Source organism: Nocardia sp. NPDC006044, assembly GCF_042871115.1.
GTDB lineage: Bacteria > Actinomycetota > Actinomycetes > Mycobacteriales > Mycobacteriaceae > Nocardia.
In genome coordinates, this window is the sequence record NZ_JBIAID010000008.1 from 88,170 (window position 1) to 103,801 (window position 15,632).

The 15,632-nt window shown below is 67.7% G+C and carries 12 protein-coding genes; 3 read left to right on the forward strand and 9 right to left on the reverse strand.

Annotated elements, in window-relative coordinates; all coding sequences use genetic code 11:
• Positions 1-5 precede the first annotated feature (5 nt).
• The 4 genes from ACFYO1_RS42350 to ACFYO1_RS42365 are packed head-to-tail and all read right to left on the reverse strand — an operon-like array spanning position 6 to position 5,061.
• Positions 6-1,472 carry a GntP family permease gene (locus ACFYO1_RS42350; RefSeq protein ID WP_387244895.1) on the reverse strand — a complete coding sequence of 489 codons (1,467 nt, stop codon included), beginning with the start codon at positions 1,470-1,472 and terminating at the stop codon, positions 6-8.
• A gap of 10 nt (positions 1,473-1,482) precedes the next feature.
• A complete protein-coding gene (locus ACFYO1_RS42355; RefSeq protein ID WP_387244898.1) occupies positions 1,483-2,103 on the reverse strand; it encodes a bifunctional 4-hydroxy-2-oxoglutarate aldolase/2-dehydro-3-deoxy-phosphogluconate aldolase in 621 nt (206 codons plus the stop codon).
• Positions 2,100-3,713 carry an amidohydrolase family protein gene (locus ACFYO1_RS42360; RefSeq protein WP_387244901.1) on the reverse strand — a complete coding sequence of 538 codons (1,614 nt, stop codon included), beginning with the start codon at positions 3,711-3,713 and terminating at the stop codon, positions 2,100-2,102. The genes ACFYO1_RS42355 and ACFYO1_RS42360 overlap by 4 nt, the downstream gene beginning before the upstream one ends.
• Positions 3,714-3,726: 13 nt before the next feature.
• Positions 3,727-5,061, reverse strand: coding sequence for an amino acid deaminase (locus tag ACFYO1_RS42365; RefSeq protein WP_387244904.1), 1,335 nt, complete (start codon positions 5,059-5,061; stop codon positions 3,727-3,729).
• Between the two features lie 105 nt (positions 5,062-5,166).
• Between ACFYO1_RS42365 and ACFYO1_RS42370 the strand changes: the two genes are divergently transcribed.
• Genes ACFYO1_RS42370 through ACFYO1_RS42380 form a run of 3 tightly spaced genes read left to right on the forward strand, consistent with a single transcriptional unit; the run spans position 5,167 to position 7,422 of the window.
• Complete coding sequence (locus ACFYO1_RS42370; RefSeq protein ID WP_387244907.1) at positions 5,167-6,210, forward strand: sugar kinase; 1,044 nt, start codon at positions 5,167-5,169, stop codon at positions 6,208-6,210.
• A gap of 31 nt (positions 6,211-6,241) precedes the next feature.
• Positions 6,242-7,012, forward strand: coding sequence for an IclR family transcriptional regulator (locus ACFYO1_RS42375; RefSeq protein ID WP_387244910.1), 771 nt, complete (start codon positions 6,242-6,244; stop codon positions 7,010-7,012).
• A gap of 2 nt (positions 7,013-7,014) precedes the next feature.
• The gene (locus ACFYO1_RS42380) at positions 7,015-7,422 is read left to right on the forward strand and encodes a RidA family protein (RefSeq protein ID WP_387244913.1); all 408 of its coding nucleotides are present in this window, start codon (positions 7,015-7,017) and stop codon (positions 7,420-7,422) included.
• A gap of 185 nt (positions 7,423-7,607) precedes the next feature.
• On the opposite strand, the gene ACFYO1_RS42385 is transcribed toward ACFYO1_RS42380, so the two are convergent.
• From ACFYO1_RS42385 to ACFYO1_RS42405, 5 genes are all read right to left on the reverse strand, one after another.
• Positions 7,608-10,298, reverse strand: coding sequence for a dipeptide ABC transporter ATP-binding protein (locus ACFYO1_RS42385; protein ID WP_387244916.1), 2,691 nt, complete (start codon positions 10,296-10,298; stop codon positions 7,608-7,610).
• A gap of 11 nt (positions 10,299-10,309) precedes the next feature.
• Entirely contained in the window at positions 10,310-11,224 is a 915-nt protein-coding gene (locus tag ACFYO1_RS42390; protein ID WP_387244919.1) for an ABC transporter permease, read from the reverse strand.
• Complete coding sequence (locus ACFYO1_RS42395; protein WP_387244922.1) at positions 11,221-12,177, reverse strand: ABC transporter permease; 957 nt, start codon at positions 12,175-12,177, stop codon at positions 11,221-11,223. Before ACFYO1_RS42395 ends, ACFYO1_RS42390 begins: the two co-directional genes overlap by 4 nt.
• A 6-nt stretch (positions 12,178-12,183) precedes the next feature.
• Entirely contained in the window at positions 12,184-13,815 is a 1,632-nt protein-coding gene (locus ACFYO1_RS42400; RefSeq protein ID WP_387244925.1) for an ABC transporter substrate-binding protein, read from the reverse strand.
• A gap of 183 nt (positions 13,816-13,998) precedes the next feature.
• Positions 13,999-15,630: an ABC transporter substrate-binding protein gene (locus tag ACFYO1_RS42405; protein WP_387244928.1), complete on the reverse strand. Its 1,632-nt coding sequence runs from the start codon at positions 15,628-15,630 to the stop codon at positions 13,999-14,001.
• Between the last annotated feature and the right edge of the window lie 2 nt (positions 15,631-15,632).

Below are 15,632 nucleotides of genomic sequence, written 5' to 3' on the forward strand. Positions count from 1 at the left end.
TACCGTCAGCTGACGATGGCGAACAACACCGCCGCCACCGCGAAACTCACTACCGACAGGATGGTTTCGAGGACGGTCCAGGTTTGCAGGGTCTGCTTCACCGACATGTTGAAGAACTTCGCGATGATCCAGAACCCACCGTCGTTGACGTGGCTGAGGATGATCGACCCCGCCGCGATGGCCATCGCGATCAGCGCGATCGACATCTGCGAGTAGTCGTGACCGGTTACCAGCGGCGCCACGATGCCACCGGTGGTGACGATGGCGACGGTGGCCGAACCCTGCGCGATACGCAGACCACAGCTGATGATGTAGGCGAGCACGATCACCGGGAGGCCCGCCGCCGACATGGTGTCGGCGAGTGCCGTGCCGATCCCGGTGGCGGAGATGACCTTTCCGAAGAACGCACCCGCGCCGACCACCAGCAGCAGCATGCCGACCGGGCGCAACGATTCCGCGGTGAGCTCGCTGAGCTCCTGCACGGTGGACCCGCGCCGCACGCCGAGCACGTAGAAGGCGATGAGTACCGCGATGAGCAGCGCCACCGCCGGCGTGCCGAAGAAGGTCAGCACCTGAAGCAGCTGAGAGTTCTTGTCCAGCAGCTGAGTACCGAACGTCGCGCCCAGGATCAGCACCAGCGGGATGGCGATGATCGCGCCGATCAGCCCGACCGACGGCGGTGTGGTCGTCACCGGCCGCTTGGTCGCGACGCCGCCGGTTCCGTCGGAAACCCGCTCCCCCTCATCGGGAGCGGTCTCCTTCTCCTCGTCCTTGCGCACGAGAAACTCGTCCGGCACCTCGACCTGAATGCGCTTGCCGATATAGCTGCCCCACACGATGCCCGCGGCGATGAATCCCGGTATGCCACAGACGAATCCCATCAGGATCAGCCAGCCGAGGCTCACCCCGAGCAGGCCGCCCAGCGCCACCGGACCGGGGTGCGGCGGCAGGAACGCGTGCGTCATGGACAACCCGGCCAGCATCGGCATGGCGTAAAGCACCAGCGACCGGCCGCCGCGCTTGGCGGCCACGTAGATCAGCGGCGCGAGCACGAAGATGCCGATGTCGAAGAACACCGGGATGCCGAAGATGAGCCCGAGCAGGCCCATGGCGACCGGAGCGCCCTTCTCGCCGAACAGATTCAGCAGCTTGCCGGTCAGCACGTCGGCGCCGCCGGATCGTTCGAGGATCGCGCCGAGCACCGTGCCGAGGCCGATGATCACGGCGATGTGCCCGAGGATGCCACCGAATCCGGTCTCCAGGATGGAGTCACCGGCCTTGATCGCCGTGCCGACGATCTTCGACACCGGTAGCCCGGCGGCGAGCGCCAGCGCTAGACCGGTGAGCAGCAGCGCGATGAACGGCTCCAGCTTGACCTTGATGATGGCGAACAGCAAAACCGCGATCGCGAGCCCGCAGAGCACGAGCAGCCCCGGGGTGGTAGTGCGCAGCCAATCAACGGTAGCGCCCATGGTGGACCTCTCAATTCATGGATCGAACGAACGACGCCGCGCGGGAAGCGATTTCGGACCAACGGCCCGCGGCGACATCGGAAGGGGAAACGACGTCGGTGCCCGCTGTGACGGCAATCGCGCCCGCGGCGAGGAATTCGGCGGCGTTGCCCGCATTGACGCCACCGGAAGGGATGAGCGCCACGTCGGGGAACGGACCACGCAGGTCCTTCAGGTAGCCGGGGCCGAGGGCCCGGGCGGGGAAGATCTTCACCGCGGCCGCACCGAGATCCAGCGCGGTGAGCACCTCGCTCGGCGTGAAAGCGCCCATCACGACGGGAATGTCGTGCTGGGCCGCGACCTCGGCGACATCGGCGCGCAGACCCGGCGTGACCAGGAACTGCGCGCCACTATCGATGGCGGCCCTGGCTTGTTCACCGGTCAGCACGGTGCCGACGCCGAGCACGGCCCGCTCGGCCGCTCTCGCCGCGGCGAGGTAACCGAGCACACCGGGCGTGGTGAAGGTGAGTTCGAGCGCCCGGATCCCGGACGACGCCAGCGCTTGCGCGAGCGCGACCGGATCGGGGATCTCCGGCGCCCGGACCACGCTCAGCACGCGATCGGCACGGATCACCTCTAGGGCCGTGGTCAATATGTCTCCTTCCGCGAGGCGTCCATGCGCAGCGCACGTCCGGCGAGATTTCCGGTGGGCGCGCCGTTTTCGATGGCGAACTCACCGTTGACGAGCACGTGCCGGATGCCGCGCGCCTGCTGTTTCGGGTTGTCGAAGGTCGCGGTGTCCACGACCGTCTCCGGGTCGAACACGACCAGATCCGCCGCGTACCCGGTGAATACCAGCCCGCGATCACGCAACCGCAACCGATCGGCCGGCCTGCCGGTCAAATGGTGCACGCAGTCTTCGAGTTCGAGCACGCCCAGCTCGCGAACATAGTGACCGAGGTAGCGCGGGAAGGTGCCCCAGGCCCGCGGATGCGGCCGGGCCGGCGCGAGCAGCGCGTCGCTGCCGCCCATGTGCCCGGGATGCACCATGATCGCGCGCACGTTCTCCTCGTGCCCGACGTGCTGAAGAATGCTGGTCGCGAACTGATCCCGGCGCAGCAGATCGAAGAACACCTCGACCGGCGCCAGCCCGCGTTCGCCGGCGATCTCGCTCACCCGCTTGCCGACGTACTCGTCGAGTTCCGGGTTGGCGACACCGCTGATCTGAATGGTCTCCCATTCGACGGTCACCCCGTGACAGCCGTCGGACCCGTTCGTGTTCACGTCCAGGATGATTCGCGCCCGCGTCTCGTCATCATCGAGACGCGCCAGCGCCGCGTCCGGACCGCCGGACATCGCCCAGCTCGGCAGCAACGCCGAAAGCGTGGTCGCACCAGGCAGATACGGATACGTGTCCAGGGTGATGTCGCAGCCCTCGGCCCGTGCCGCATCGATCAGTGCCAAGAATTCCGGCGCGCGACCGGCATTCACGTGGAAGTTCATCGTGGCGTGCGTGAGATGCAGTGCGCAGCCGGTGGTCTCGGCCAGCTCGATCATCTCCGCGTACGCCTCGAGCGCACCCGCACCGTAGGACCGGGTATGCGGAGCGTAGAAGCCGCCGAACTCGGCGACCACCTTGCACAGCGCCGCCAATTCCCCGGTGTCGGCATACATTCCGGGCGTATAGGTCAGCCCGCTCGACATCCCGACCGCGCCCTCGCGCAGCCCCTGCGCGAGCAGTTCCTGCATCCGGCGGATCTCGTCCGCGGTCGCGGCACGCTGCTCCGAGCCGACCACGAGCAACCGCAAGGTGCCCTGCGGCACGAGATAGGCCGCGTTGGGCGTGATTCCGCGATCGAGCCGGTCGAGGTACTCCCCTACGGTCCGCCAGGAGAAGTCGAGATCGGCGGGATTGCCGTTCCACCCGGCGATCTGGCGTCGCACCACCGCGAGGGTGGCGTCGTCGATCGGCGCGTAGGACAGTCCGTCCTGCCCGATCAGTTCGGTGGTGATGCCCTGGCTGACCTTCGGGAAATGCCCCGGCTCGGTGAGCAGATGCAGATCCGAGTGGGCGTGCATGTCGATGAAGCCCGGGCACAGTACCGCACCGGGGCCCGCGTCGACGACCCGGCCGGCCTCGGCGATGCTGCCGGGCTCGGCGATCCGCGCGATGCGCCCGCGCTCGACCAGCACGTCGCCGCGGAAGCGCGGGGACCCGGTGCCGTCGATGATGTCGATGTCGCGAAAGAGTAAGTCCGTCATGGTCTTCGGCTCGTCAGAAGAACGTGTGCAGGAGGTCGACGACCCGCGGCGACTCGGCGTCGGCGTCATCGATCACGGGAATGAGCCGCCACTTGTCGAAGGCGGTACACGGGTGCGACAGACCCAGCCGCACGACCGCGCCGACCGGCGGCTCGCTGCCTTCGGGCAGCCGCAGGAAGGTGTGCTGATCGTTGAGTGCGGACACCGTCGCCGCCGGATCCACGGCCGAACCGCCTTTTCCGGCAACGAATTGCGGCACCGGCAGCCCCTCGTCGTAGGGCAGGTCGCGCTTGCCCGCGTCCAGCAGCGCCAATCCCGGCTCCGGGCGGGAGATCGTGCGCGCCCAGCCGTGCATGGCCGAGCGCAGCGGATGGTCGCTGCGCGACGCGGCGAATGGGGAAATGCCCGCATAGAACCCGTCGTCGTGAATGATGTACGCCCCGGAACGCAGCACGACCGAGGTCGGAACGCCCTGTGCGCCTTGCTCGTCGGCCAGGCCGGCCAGCCGCTCGACGACCAGGTCCGGGTAGGCGCTGCCGCCGGCGGTCACGATCGCAGCATCCGAATACTGTCCGGCGGCGGCGATGTCCCGGTGCAGGCGGGCGAGTTCATCGAGGTAGTGCCGCACGGTGTCGACACCCTCGGTGGTGCGATCGTGTGCGAGCGCCCCCTCGTACCCGCCGACTCCGGCCAGCGTCAGCCGCTGCGCGGCGGCGATCGCGGCGGCGACGGCGTGCGCCTGCTCGACGGTGCGCGCACCGGTACGCCCGTGCGGCCCACCGAGTTCGACGAGCACCCGGACCTTCGCCGCGCCGGGCGCGGGCCGCAGGTGCTCGTCCATCAGCTCCACGGTCTCGACGCTGTCCGCCCAGCAGACGAACTCGAAATCCGGGTCCTTCGCCGATTCGGCGGCGACCCAGTGCAATCCGACCGGGTCGACCAGCGCGTTGGCCAGCAGTATCCGGGCGACACCGAACGACCGCGCCACCTGCACCTGCCAGACGGTGGCCAAGGTGATGCCCCAGCATCCCGCGGTCAGCTGCTGCGCCCACAGCTGCGGCGACATGGTGGTCTTGCCGTGCGGGGCGAGTCGCACGCCCGCCGCGCGCGCCCACTCGGCCATGCGGGCGACATTCGCGTCCACCGCGGACCGGTCGATGGTCAGCAGCGGCGTCTCGAACTGGTCGAGACTCGGTGCGGTGGCGAGGAATTCGCGCACGGTGTGACCCCAGGCAGCGGGCGGCAGCCCTTTGTGCTCGGGACCGATCGTCCGGTCTCCGAGTCCTGCTACGACGTCTTCGTCGATCGCCACGGCGTTCCTTCCCAGCGAGTTCACCTCATTATGCATAGCGTATTGCTATTGCATATTCTGCAATGCTTGTTGCGCATCGTGTTTCGTGTGGTTATTCTGCACGGGATGGCCGGTGGCCGCAAGCACAGGAAGGAGATCGGTGTGACGTGGCCTACGTCGACCCGCTCACGGGCGGTAACTGTCGGCGAGGGACTCGCGGTGCTGGTGGCGCAGCCGGGACCGCTGGAGGAGTCGGAGATCTTCGAACGGACCGCGGGCGGCGCGGAGGCCAATGTGGCCACCGTGCTGCGCCAGCTCGGGGTCGACACGGCCTGGCTGTCCCGGGTCGGCGACGACGGCTTCGGCCGCTATCTCGTCGCGCACCTGGCCGCGCACGGCGTCGACGTGTCGGCGGTGGTCACCGATCCGGGCCGGCCGACCGCGGTGTATGTCAAGGAGCGCGGAAGCGGCTCGGGCAAGGCCACCGATCTCGCCGAGCGGGCGAGCCGCATGCTCTACTACCGGACCGGCTCCGCGGCCAGCGCGCTCTCGCCCGCCGATCTCGCGGCGACCGCGGCGGCCGAGCTGCTCGCGCATTGCGACCTGGTGCACTTCACCGGGATCACCACCGCGCTGTCGGCGTCGGCGACCGGGCTCACCGAGGCGCTGCTCGCGCTCCCCCGCAACGGCAGGCTGATCAGTTTCGACCTGAACTTCCGGCCCGCGCTGTGGGCCGGCCGCGGTGAACTGGCCGCCGAGGTGCTCGACCGGCACGTGCGCGGCAGCGACGTGGTCTTCCTCGGCGCGGACGAGGCCGGCGCGGTCTTCGGCACCGACGACGCCGACGAATTGCGTGCCCGGTTCCCGGAACCCGCGCAGCTGATCGTCAAGAACGACGCGCACACGGTCACCGGTTTCGCCGGCGCCGAACGGGTCGAGGTGCCCGCGCTCGGGCTGGAGATCACCGAGCGGATCGGCGCGGGCGACGCGTTCGCCGGCGGTTACCTGGCCGCGCTGCTGCACGACCGGCCGCTGGTGCAGCGCTTGCGATTCGGGCACCTGTGCGCGGCCGCCGCCCTGACCGGGACCGGTGACGGAGCCGAACTGCCCGCGACCGCGATCCTGGAACGCCTGGCCACGCTGGACGAAATGGACTGGGCCGGGCTGCATTACAACGACAGCGTCATCCAGAATGTGGCGTCATGAGCCGCCACCCCGAGGTCTGTGAGTATCGGCCATGAGTCAGAGTTTGTCCCGTGCGTTGACCATTCTTGTTGCGCTGGGCGAGGATTCACGCTCACTCGACCAGCTGGCCACCCAGCTCGGCGTGCACAAGTCGACGGTGCTCCGGCTGTTGCAGACGATGGAGGCCCAGCGCTTCGTCACCCACGACAGCCAGCACCGGTACGTGCTCGGGTCGCGGCTGTTCGAGCTGGCCAACCGCACCCTGGAGCAGCGCGACGTGCGCACCCTCGCCCGTCCGCACCTGAGCGCGTTGAACGCCGACACCAAGCAGACGATCCACCTCGCCACCTACGAGTCCGGCGACGTCATCTACATCGACAAGCTCGACGCGACCCAGAGCGTGCGCATGTACTCCAGGGTCGGCCGCCCGGCGCCGCTGCACTGCACCGCCGTCGGCAAGGTGCTCATCTCGGCGCTGCCCCGCGCGGAGTGGCGGGCCATCGCCGAGAGGATCGACTTCCATCCGTTCACCGAGCGGACCATCCGCACCCCGGAGCGCTACCTCATCGAACTGGAGAAGGTTGCCGCGCTGGGTTATGCGGAGGACCACGAGGAACACGAGAGCTTCGTCAACTGCATCGGTGTCCCGGTGCGCAACGGCACCGGCGCGGTGGTCGCCGCGGTCTCCATGTCGGTGCCGGACATGTTGCTCGACCACGACCAGGTGCTGGCCGAACTGCCGCGGGTTCGCGCGGCCGCCGACGCCATCTCCGCCGAGCTCGGCTGGATCCCCGGCCGCGCGACCACCCCCACGAAAGGCTGACCATGAGTGAGAAGATCGCCGTCCGCACCACCGACGCGCCCGCGCCCGCGCACACGTTCTCCCAGGGCGTGCGCAAGGGACCGTTCGTGCAGGTCTCTGGGCAGGGTCCGGTGGACCCGATCACCAACGAGTACCTGTACCCGGGCGACGTTGCGGCACAGACCATCCGCACGCTGCAGAATGTGAAGGCGATCGTCGACGCGAGCGGGGCGACGTTCGACGATGTGGTGATGCTGCGCGTCTACCTGACCACCCGCGACGACTTCGGCGCGATGAACGAGGCCTACGGCGAGTTCGTCAGTGCCAATACCACCGGTGACGTATTGCCCAGCCGCACCACCGTTTTCACCGGCCTGCCGCGGGCGGAGATGCTGGTCGAGATCGACGCGATAGCGATCGTCACGGAGTAACAGACCCGTCCCGCGCACGAATTCACTTCGCGCGCACTGAATCACCGGCAATCTCGTGCGCTGCTCGCGATCTGGTGCGCGGAGGGTGTTCGAACGTGCAGCCGCCCCGACCCATGGATGGATCGGGGCGGCTGGTCCGCGTCGCGTAGTCAGCCGCGACGCGGGGCTCGGTTCGGCTGTTGCCGTCAGACTTTGGCAGCCAGTTCTTTCTCGACCGACGCGGCGACGTCGTCCGCCTCGGCTGCCGAATCCTTGGTGTCCGGGGCGGCGGCACTGCCGAGCACACCGGTGCCGGGGATCGCGTCCAGCAGTTGCCGCGTGTACTGGTCGGCGGGCGCGGTGAGGACCTCTTCGACCGGCCCCTGTTCCACCACTCGGCCGTCCCGCATCACCACGACGTCGTGCGCGAGCGCGCGAACCACGGCGAGGTCGTGCGAGATGAACAGGTAGCTGACGCCGAGCCGCTCCTGCAGGGACGCGAGCAGCGTCAGAATCTGGTCCTGCACAAGCACATCCAGCGCCGAAACGGCCTCGTCGCACACGACGAGCTGCGGCTCGATGGCCAGCGCGCGAGCGATCGCGACCCGCTGGCGCTGGCCGCCGGACAGTTCGTTCGGGTAGCGATGCGCCATCGCGGCGGGCAGCGCGACCTGTTCCAGCAGCTCGGACACCCGCTTGCGGCGCGCCGCCCGATCACCGATACCGAAGGCGCGCAACGGTTCCGCGATCAACCGCTCGACCGTCCACATCGGATCCAGCGACGCGTACGGGTCCTGGAACACCGGCTGCATCGACAACCGCGCCGCGCGCAACGGTGCACCGCTGAGCCCGACCATGTCGACGCCGTTCAACTTGATCGTGCCGGAGGTGGCGGGCACCAGGCCGAGCACCATCCGCGCGGTCGTGGTCTTGCCCGAGCCGGACTCACCGACGATCGCCGTGGTGCGGCCGCGCGCGATCGAGAACGACACGTTGTCGACCGCGCGCAGCACACCGCCGCGACCACGAATCTTGTACTCCTTGCTGATACCGGAGACCTCGAGGATCGGAGATGCCTTGGCCGGCTCCACAATCGCGGGCTCGACCTCGGCGACCTGCTCGGCGGACACCTTCGCCTCATCGGCCTCGTCGTCGGCCGACTTCTCGTCGCCCTCGGCAACGGCGGTCCGCTGCGCGGAATCGTCTGCCTGGTCAACGATCCCGGCGCCGGAGACCTTCTCCCCGACAGACGACTCGCTGTCGGCCTCCGCGACGGCGACTTTCTCGTCGGCAGACCCGCTGTCAGTCTTCGCAACGGCGGCCTTGCCCTCGGCGACCTTCGTGCCGGGAGACTTGTCAGCCTTCTCCTCGGCAGCCTGGCCATCGGCAGCGTCTAGTCCGGTCGACTTGCCGTCAACTTTCGCGACAGCGACCTTCTCGACAGACGACTCGCTGTCAGCCTTCGCAACGGCGCCCTTGTTCTCGGCGACCTTCGCGTCGGACGCCTTCTCGTCGGCATCCTCGCCATCGGCAGCCTCTTGACCGGTCGACTCACCATCAACCTTCGCGACGACCTTTTCGACGGACGAGTCGTCATCGGCCTTCTCTACGACAGCGCCATCCGCCTCAGCAGACTTGTCGTCGGCCTGCTCGCCAACGACATCCTCGCCGCCGGTGGCCTTCTCGTCGGCAGCCCCCGCATCGGACGACTCGCCGTCAGCGGTCTCCCCGACAAGGGGCTTGTCCTCCGCGACGACCGACTTGCTCTCGGCTGTCTTCTCCGCGACGACGTCCTCGCCGGAAACGCTTCCGCCAGAATACTTCTCGGCAGCCGCGGACTCGGCGTCCGCCTTGGCAACCACTTTGCCGTTGGCGGACTTACCGTTTACGGCGGTCGCGACGGCACCATCGCCGTCGACAGCGGTCTCCTCGGCAACGTCGCCCTCATCGACGACGCTGCCCTCGACCGTCTGCTCCTCGACACCCGCTCCGTCAGCAGCCTTTTCGTCGGCAACCGGCTCGGCGACAGCGGTCTCGGCAACCACTGCGTCCGCCTCGGCGACCGCGGCCTGCTCCTCGAGCACCTCGTCCACCACCACCGGATCGGCCCGCCGCGGCGCGATCAACGCCGGCGCGGCCGCGACCAACCGCCGCGTGTAGTCCTCCTGCGGGTCGGTCAGCACCTGCCGGGCCGGACCGGACTCGACAATGCGCCCATCCGACATCACCACGACCCGGTCGGCCCGCTCGGCGGCCAGCCCGAGGTCGTGCGTCACCAGCAGCAGCGCGGTACCCAGCTCCTGGGTCAGCTTCTCCAGATGATCCAGAATCTGCCGCTGCACAGTCACATCCAGCGCCGAGGTCGGTTCGTCGGCGATCAGCAGATCGGGCCGGCAGGCCAGGCCGATGGCGATCAGCGCCCGCTGGCGCATGCCGCCGGAGAACTCGTGCGGGTACTGCCGCGCGCGCCGCGCCGGCTCGGGCAACCCGGCCTGGCCGAGCAGCTCGATGGCCCGTTCCTTCGCCTCGCCGCGCGAGCAGATCTTGTGTGCCAGCAGGGTTTCCGAGACCTGCCGCCCGACCCGGGACACCGGGTTGAGGTTCGACATCGGGTCCTGCGGGACCAGCCCGATCTCCTTGCCGCGCAACGCGCGCAGCCGCTTCTCCTCGGCGTGCGTGATGTCCTCGCCGCGCCACCGGATGCTGCCGCCGGTCACCGCGCCCGAGCCGGGCAGCAGGCCGATGATCGCATGGGCCAGTGTGGATTTGCCGGATCCGGAGGCGCCGACCACCGCGACCCGCTCCCCCGGCTGCACGACCAGGTCCGCGCCTTTGACGGCGTTCACCGCGCCGAAGGACACCCGCAGATCGCTGATCTCCAGAAGTGGTTCACTCATTGCGGGCTCCTTCAGCGCCGTGTCTTCGGGTCGAGCGCGTCCCGCAGGGCGTCGCCGAAGAGGTTGAATCCCAAGCAGATGATCGCGAGCGCCACACCGGGGAAGATGCCCGGCCACGGCGTGCGGAGCAGGTACTGCTGTGCGTCGGACAGCATGATGCCCAGGCTGGGCGCGGGCGGCTTGATGCCGAGTCCGAGGAAGGACAGGATCGCCTCGCCGATCACCGCGGTCGGCATGATCACCGTGGCCTGCACGATGATCGGGGCCAGCGAGTTGGGCAGGATGTGCTCGCCGAGGATGCGCCAGGACGGCACGTCCATCGTGGTCGCCGCGAGCACGAAGTCGGTTTCCTTGAGCCGCAACGTTTCCGCGCGCACCACCCGCATCATGATCGGCACCTGAGCGATGCCGAGCGCGATGGCGGCGTCGGCCAGACCACCGCCGTTGATCGCGGTCAGCCCGACCGCGAGGATGATGAACGGGAAGGCCAGCAGCACGTCGGACAGGCGGGACAGGATCATGTCCAGCGTCCGCCAGTATCCGGCGAGCAGGCCGAGCGGCACACCGATCAGCACCGCGCACAGCACCGACAGCACGCCGACCTCGAGCGAGGCGCGGGTGCCGTAGAGCACGCGGGAGAGGATGTCGCGGCCCAGATCGTCGGTGCCCAAGAGGAATCCGACGGTGCCCGGCTGCTGGAACGGGGTGGAGAAGTGCACCTCGCTCGGCGAGTAGGGCGCCAGCAGCGGCGCGAACACGCCGACGAAGATCACGATCAGCAGCAGCACCGCGCCGACCATGCCGAGCGGGTTGCGCCAGAGCTGGCGCAGCACCCGCCCGCGCACCGCGGTCAGCGGCGGGGTTTCCAGGGGCTTGTTCTCGACGCCGGGAGTGGTCTCGACGACCGGGGTTTCGGTAATGGTCACTGCGCCCTCCCGGACACTCGCACGCGGGGGTCGATCACCGTGTACAGCACATCGACCAGCAGGTTGATCACGATGTAGGCGGTGGCGATCACCATGATGACCGCCTGGATCACCGGGTAGTCCCTGGTGAACACCGAGTCGAGGGTCAGCTTGCCCATGCCGGGCAGGCTGAAGATGCGCTCGGTGACCACCGCGCCCGCGATGAGCCCGCCGAGTTGCAGGCCGACGATCGTGGTGACCACGATCAGGCTGTTACGCAGGCCGAAGCGGAAGATGACCGCGGGCCGGCTGAGCCCCTTGGCCCTGGCCGTGCGGACGAAGTCGGCGGTCAGCGTCTCCACCATCGACGAGCGGGTCTGGCGCTGCACCACCGCCGCGTGCGCGAGGCCGAGGATGATCGCGGGCAGGGTCAGGAAGTACAGACCGCGCAGCGGATGTTCGAACGGCGAGACGTATCCCGAGGCCGGGAACCAGTTGAGCTGCACCGAGAGATACAGCACCGCGAGGATGCCGACCCAGAAGGTCGGCACCGACAGCGCGGCCAGCGAGAACCCGTTGGCCACCCACTCGGGCCAGCGGCCGCGGTAGACCGCCGCGATGACGCCGCCGATCACGCCGGCCAGCACCGCGATGATCATCGCGTACACCGCCAGCTGGACGGTCACCGGCAGCGTGGTGCCGATCATGTCGATCACCGGCGTTCCGGTGCGGATGGACCGGCCGAAGTCGCCGGTCAGGGCGTGCCAGACGAACTGGAAGTACTGCACCGGCAGCGACTGGTCCAGCCCGAGATCGGCGCGCACGGCGGCGATGGCCGCCGGGTCGGCCTGCTCGCCCGCCATCGTCGTGGCGGGGTCACCGGGCAGCGCGCGCACCCCGATGAAGACCACGATCGAGGCGAGCACCAACGTGACAGCGGACTGCCACAGACGGTGGAACACATACTGCAACATGGTTTTTCAGCCCTTCCGATCCGCGACGAACGCGGCCTTGCCGAGCCGGACAGCGCCGTCGGCATACACCTCGATGCCCGTCACCCATGTCGAGTGCACGGTCAAGTTACGCAGCCGGTAGGTGTAGATGAACGGGTTCTCCCGCGCGATGAACCGCACCGCCTGCTCATAAAGCGCACCGCGTTGCGCGGCGCTCGTACTGTGTGCGGCCCAGCCGAGGATCTCGTCCAGTTCCCGGGAGTTGTATCCGCTGTAGTTACCGCTCGAGCCGGTGGTCAGGAACCGGGCGGTGTTGCCGTCCGGGTCGAGCCGGCCGGACCAGCCGAGCAGCAGGGCCTCATAGGTGCCGCGCTTCTGCGCGTCCAGCATGGCCGAGTATTCGGTCGGCACGATCCGCAGATCGAACCCGCCCTGCGCGACGCTGTCCCGCAGCGCCTCGGCGTACTGGAGATAGTCCTGCGTGTTGGTGACCTGCATGGTGACCGGGTACGGCAGTTGCACCCCGGCCTCCTCGAGCAGCTCCTTGGATCGCTGTGGATCGAAGAGCGGGCAGGCGGTGCTGGCCTGCGTCGCATAGGAAGTACGCGGCGCGATCGGCGTGCAGGCCGTGTCGTACCAGTTGTTGAACACCTTCTTGACCAGGGCCTCCCGATCGGTGGCCAGCGAGAACGCCAGCCGCACCCTGGCGTCCTTGGCGATGGCGGTGTTGATCGGCTTGACCGGTTTACCCGCGCCGTCGACGTTGCCGATGTTCAGATACAGGCCCTGGAAACCGAAGGACCCCGATTGCAGGACGCGCAGCTGCGGCAACTTCACCAGGCTGTCGATGTCCATCGGGGACATCGTGTCGCCGACCTGGATGTCACCGGAGCGCAGGTTGGCCGACCTGGTCTTCGCGTCGGGCATGATCCGGTAGGTGATCGAATCGAAGTGCACGTTCTTCGCGTCGTAGTACAACGGGTCGCGGGCCACCTGGATCGAGGTGTTCGGCACCCGCTTGACGAACTTGAACGGCCCGACGCACACCGGATGGTCGCCGAAGTTCTTCTCCGACTCCTTGAGCGCGGCCGGCGACATGATCATCCCGGCGCGGTCCGCGAGCGCGGCGGTGAGCGGCGCGAACGGCTCCCGGTAGCGGATCGTCACATGCGTCGAGTCGACGGCCTCGATCTCGTCGATCGGGCCCATCTCGCCGGTACGCTGGGAACCTTCCATCTTCCAGTGCCGCTGCAGGCTGGTCTCGACCGCGGTCGCGTTGAACTGGGTGCCGTCGGCGAACTGGATCCCGCTGCGTACGGGAATGGTGACGGTGAGCCCGTCCGGCGAGATGTCCGGCAGCGCGGTGGCCAACTGCGGCACCAGGTTTCCGGAGGCATCGTTGTCGTAGAGCTTCTCGCAGATCGTGCTCATCACGTAACGCATGTAGAGCGAGCTGGACGTGGTCGGATCGAGCTTGTCGGGTTCGTTCGACAGGCCCATCACCAGGTCACCGCCCTCACGCACCGGCTGCGAACCGATGGGCGTGCCGTAATCGTCGACGTGCGTCGCGGGCGGGGTGGCGTGTTGCGTCGGTGCGCAGGCAGCGAGGACGGCGGCGACGACACCGAGGACCGCCATCCGAGTGGAGCGAACGAGCATGCGCTACAACATACTTCAACACGGTGCATTTTTCGCCACCACCGTTTCTTTTTGTACATTGTTCTCTTAGCCGCCACCGGTAGAAATCACGGCGAGCGGAAATCGATACGGAAAACAGCGGTCCGGCTAATCCGGACCGCTATTCCTCGTCGATGTTCGGCTATTGCGCTATCGCGCGCGTATTCAGCTCTTCTCGTTCGTGAAGGCGGCCTTACCGAGGCGGACGACACCGTCGGCGTAGGCCTCGATGCCGGTCACCCGCGCGGTGTGCACGGTCAGCACGCGGATTCGGTAGGTGTAGATGTACGGGTTCTCCTCTTGGATCACCTTTGTCGACTGACCATAGAGTTCGGCGCGCTGCGCGGTATCGGTGGTGCGGGCGGCCTTGGCCAGCAAGTCGTCGAGTTTAGGCGAACTGAAACCGCCGTAGTTACCGCCCGAACCGGTGGTCATGAAGCGGGTGATATTGGCGTCCGGGTCGAGCCGGCCGGACCAGCCGAGGAACAGGGCCTCGTAGGTGCCGCGCTTCTGCACGTCCAGCAGGGTCGAGTATTCGGTGGGCACGATCTTCAGGTCGAATCCGCCCTCGGCGACGTTGGCCTGCAACGCCTGTGCGTACCGGAGCTGATCCTGGGAATTGGTCACCTGCATGGTGATCGGGTACGGCAGCTGCACACCGGCCTCGGTGAGCAATTGCTTCGACTTCTGCGGATCGTAAGCGGGGCACGCGATTCCGGCCGGCGTGGCATAGGTGCTCTTCGGCACGATTCCCGAGCACGCGGGTTCGTACCAGTTGTTGAATACCGTGTTGACCAGAGTCTGGCGGTCGACGCTGAGCGAGAGCGCCTCGCGGATCTTCGCGTTCTTCGCCAGCGGGGTGTCGATCGGCTTGGCCGGCTTGCCGACGCCGTCGACATTGCCGATATTGAGGTAGATGCCCTGGAAGCCCAGCGATCCCGATTGCAGCAGGCGCAGATCCGGGTTCTTAGCCAGCGCGTCGACATCCTGCGGGGAGATGGTGTCGGCGACCTGGATGTCACCGGAACGCAGGTTCGACGCGCGAATATTGGCGTCGATCATGATGCGGTAGGTGACCTTGTCGAGGTGCACCTTCTTCGCGTCGTAGTACAGCGGATCGCGTTCGACGATGATCGAGGTCTGCGGAATACGCTTGACGAACTTGAACGGCCCGACGCACACCGGGTGATCGGCGAAGTTCTTGCCCTCGTCCTTCGCGAGTTCGACCGGGGACATGATCATTCCGGCGCGGTCGGCGAGCGCGGCGGTGATCGGCGCGAAGGGCTTTTTGTAGCGAATCACCACGTGCGTCGGATCGGCGGTCTCGATCGAAGCGACCGGACCCATTTCGCTGGTCCGCTGCGAGGTCTTCATGCTGAAGTGCCGCTGCAGGCTGGTCTGCACGGCGGCCGCGTCGAACGGGGCGCCGTCGGCGAATTGGATTCCGGTCCGCACCGGGATGGTGACGGTCAGGCCGTCCTCGGAGACGGTGGGCATCGCAGTGGCCAACTGCGGCACCAGATTTCCGGACGCGTCGTTGTCATAGAGCTTCTCGCAGATCGAGTTCATGACGTAACGCGTGTAGAGGGAGCTGGAGGTGGTCGGGTCGAGCTTGTCCGGTTCGGAGGAAAGGCCCATCACCAGGTCGCCGCCCTCACGTACCGGCTGCGATCCCACGGGTGTGCCGTAATCATCTGTGTGCGTTGCGGTCCCAGCGGGGTGCTGTACCGGTGCGCAGGACGCGATGGCGACGGCGGTTACGCCGAGCACCAGCATCCGTGTGAAGCGAGCGAGCATGC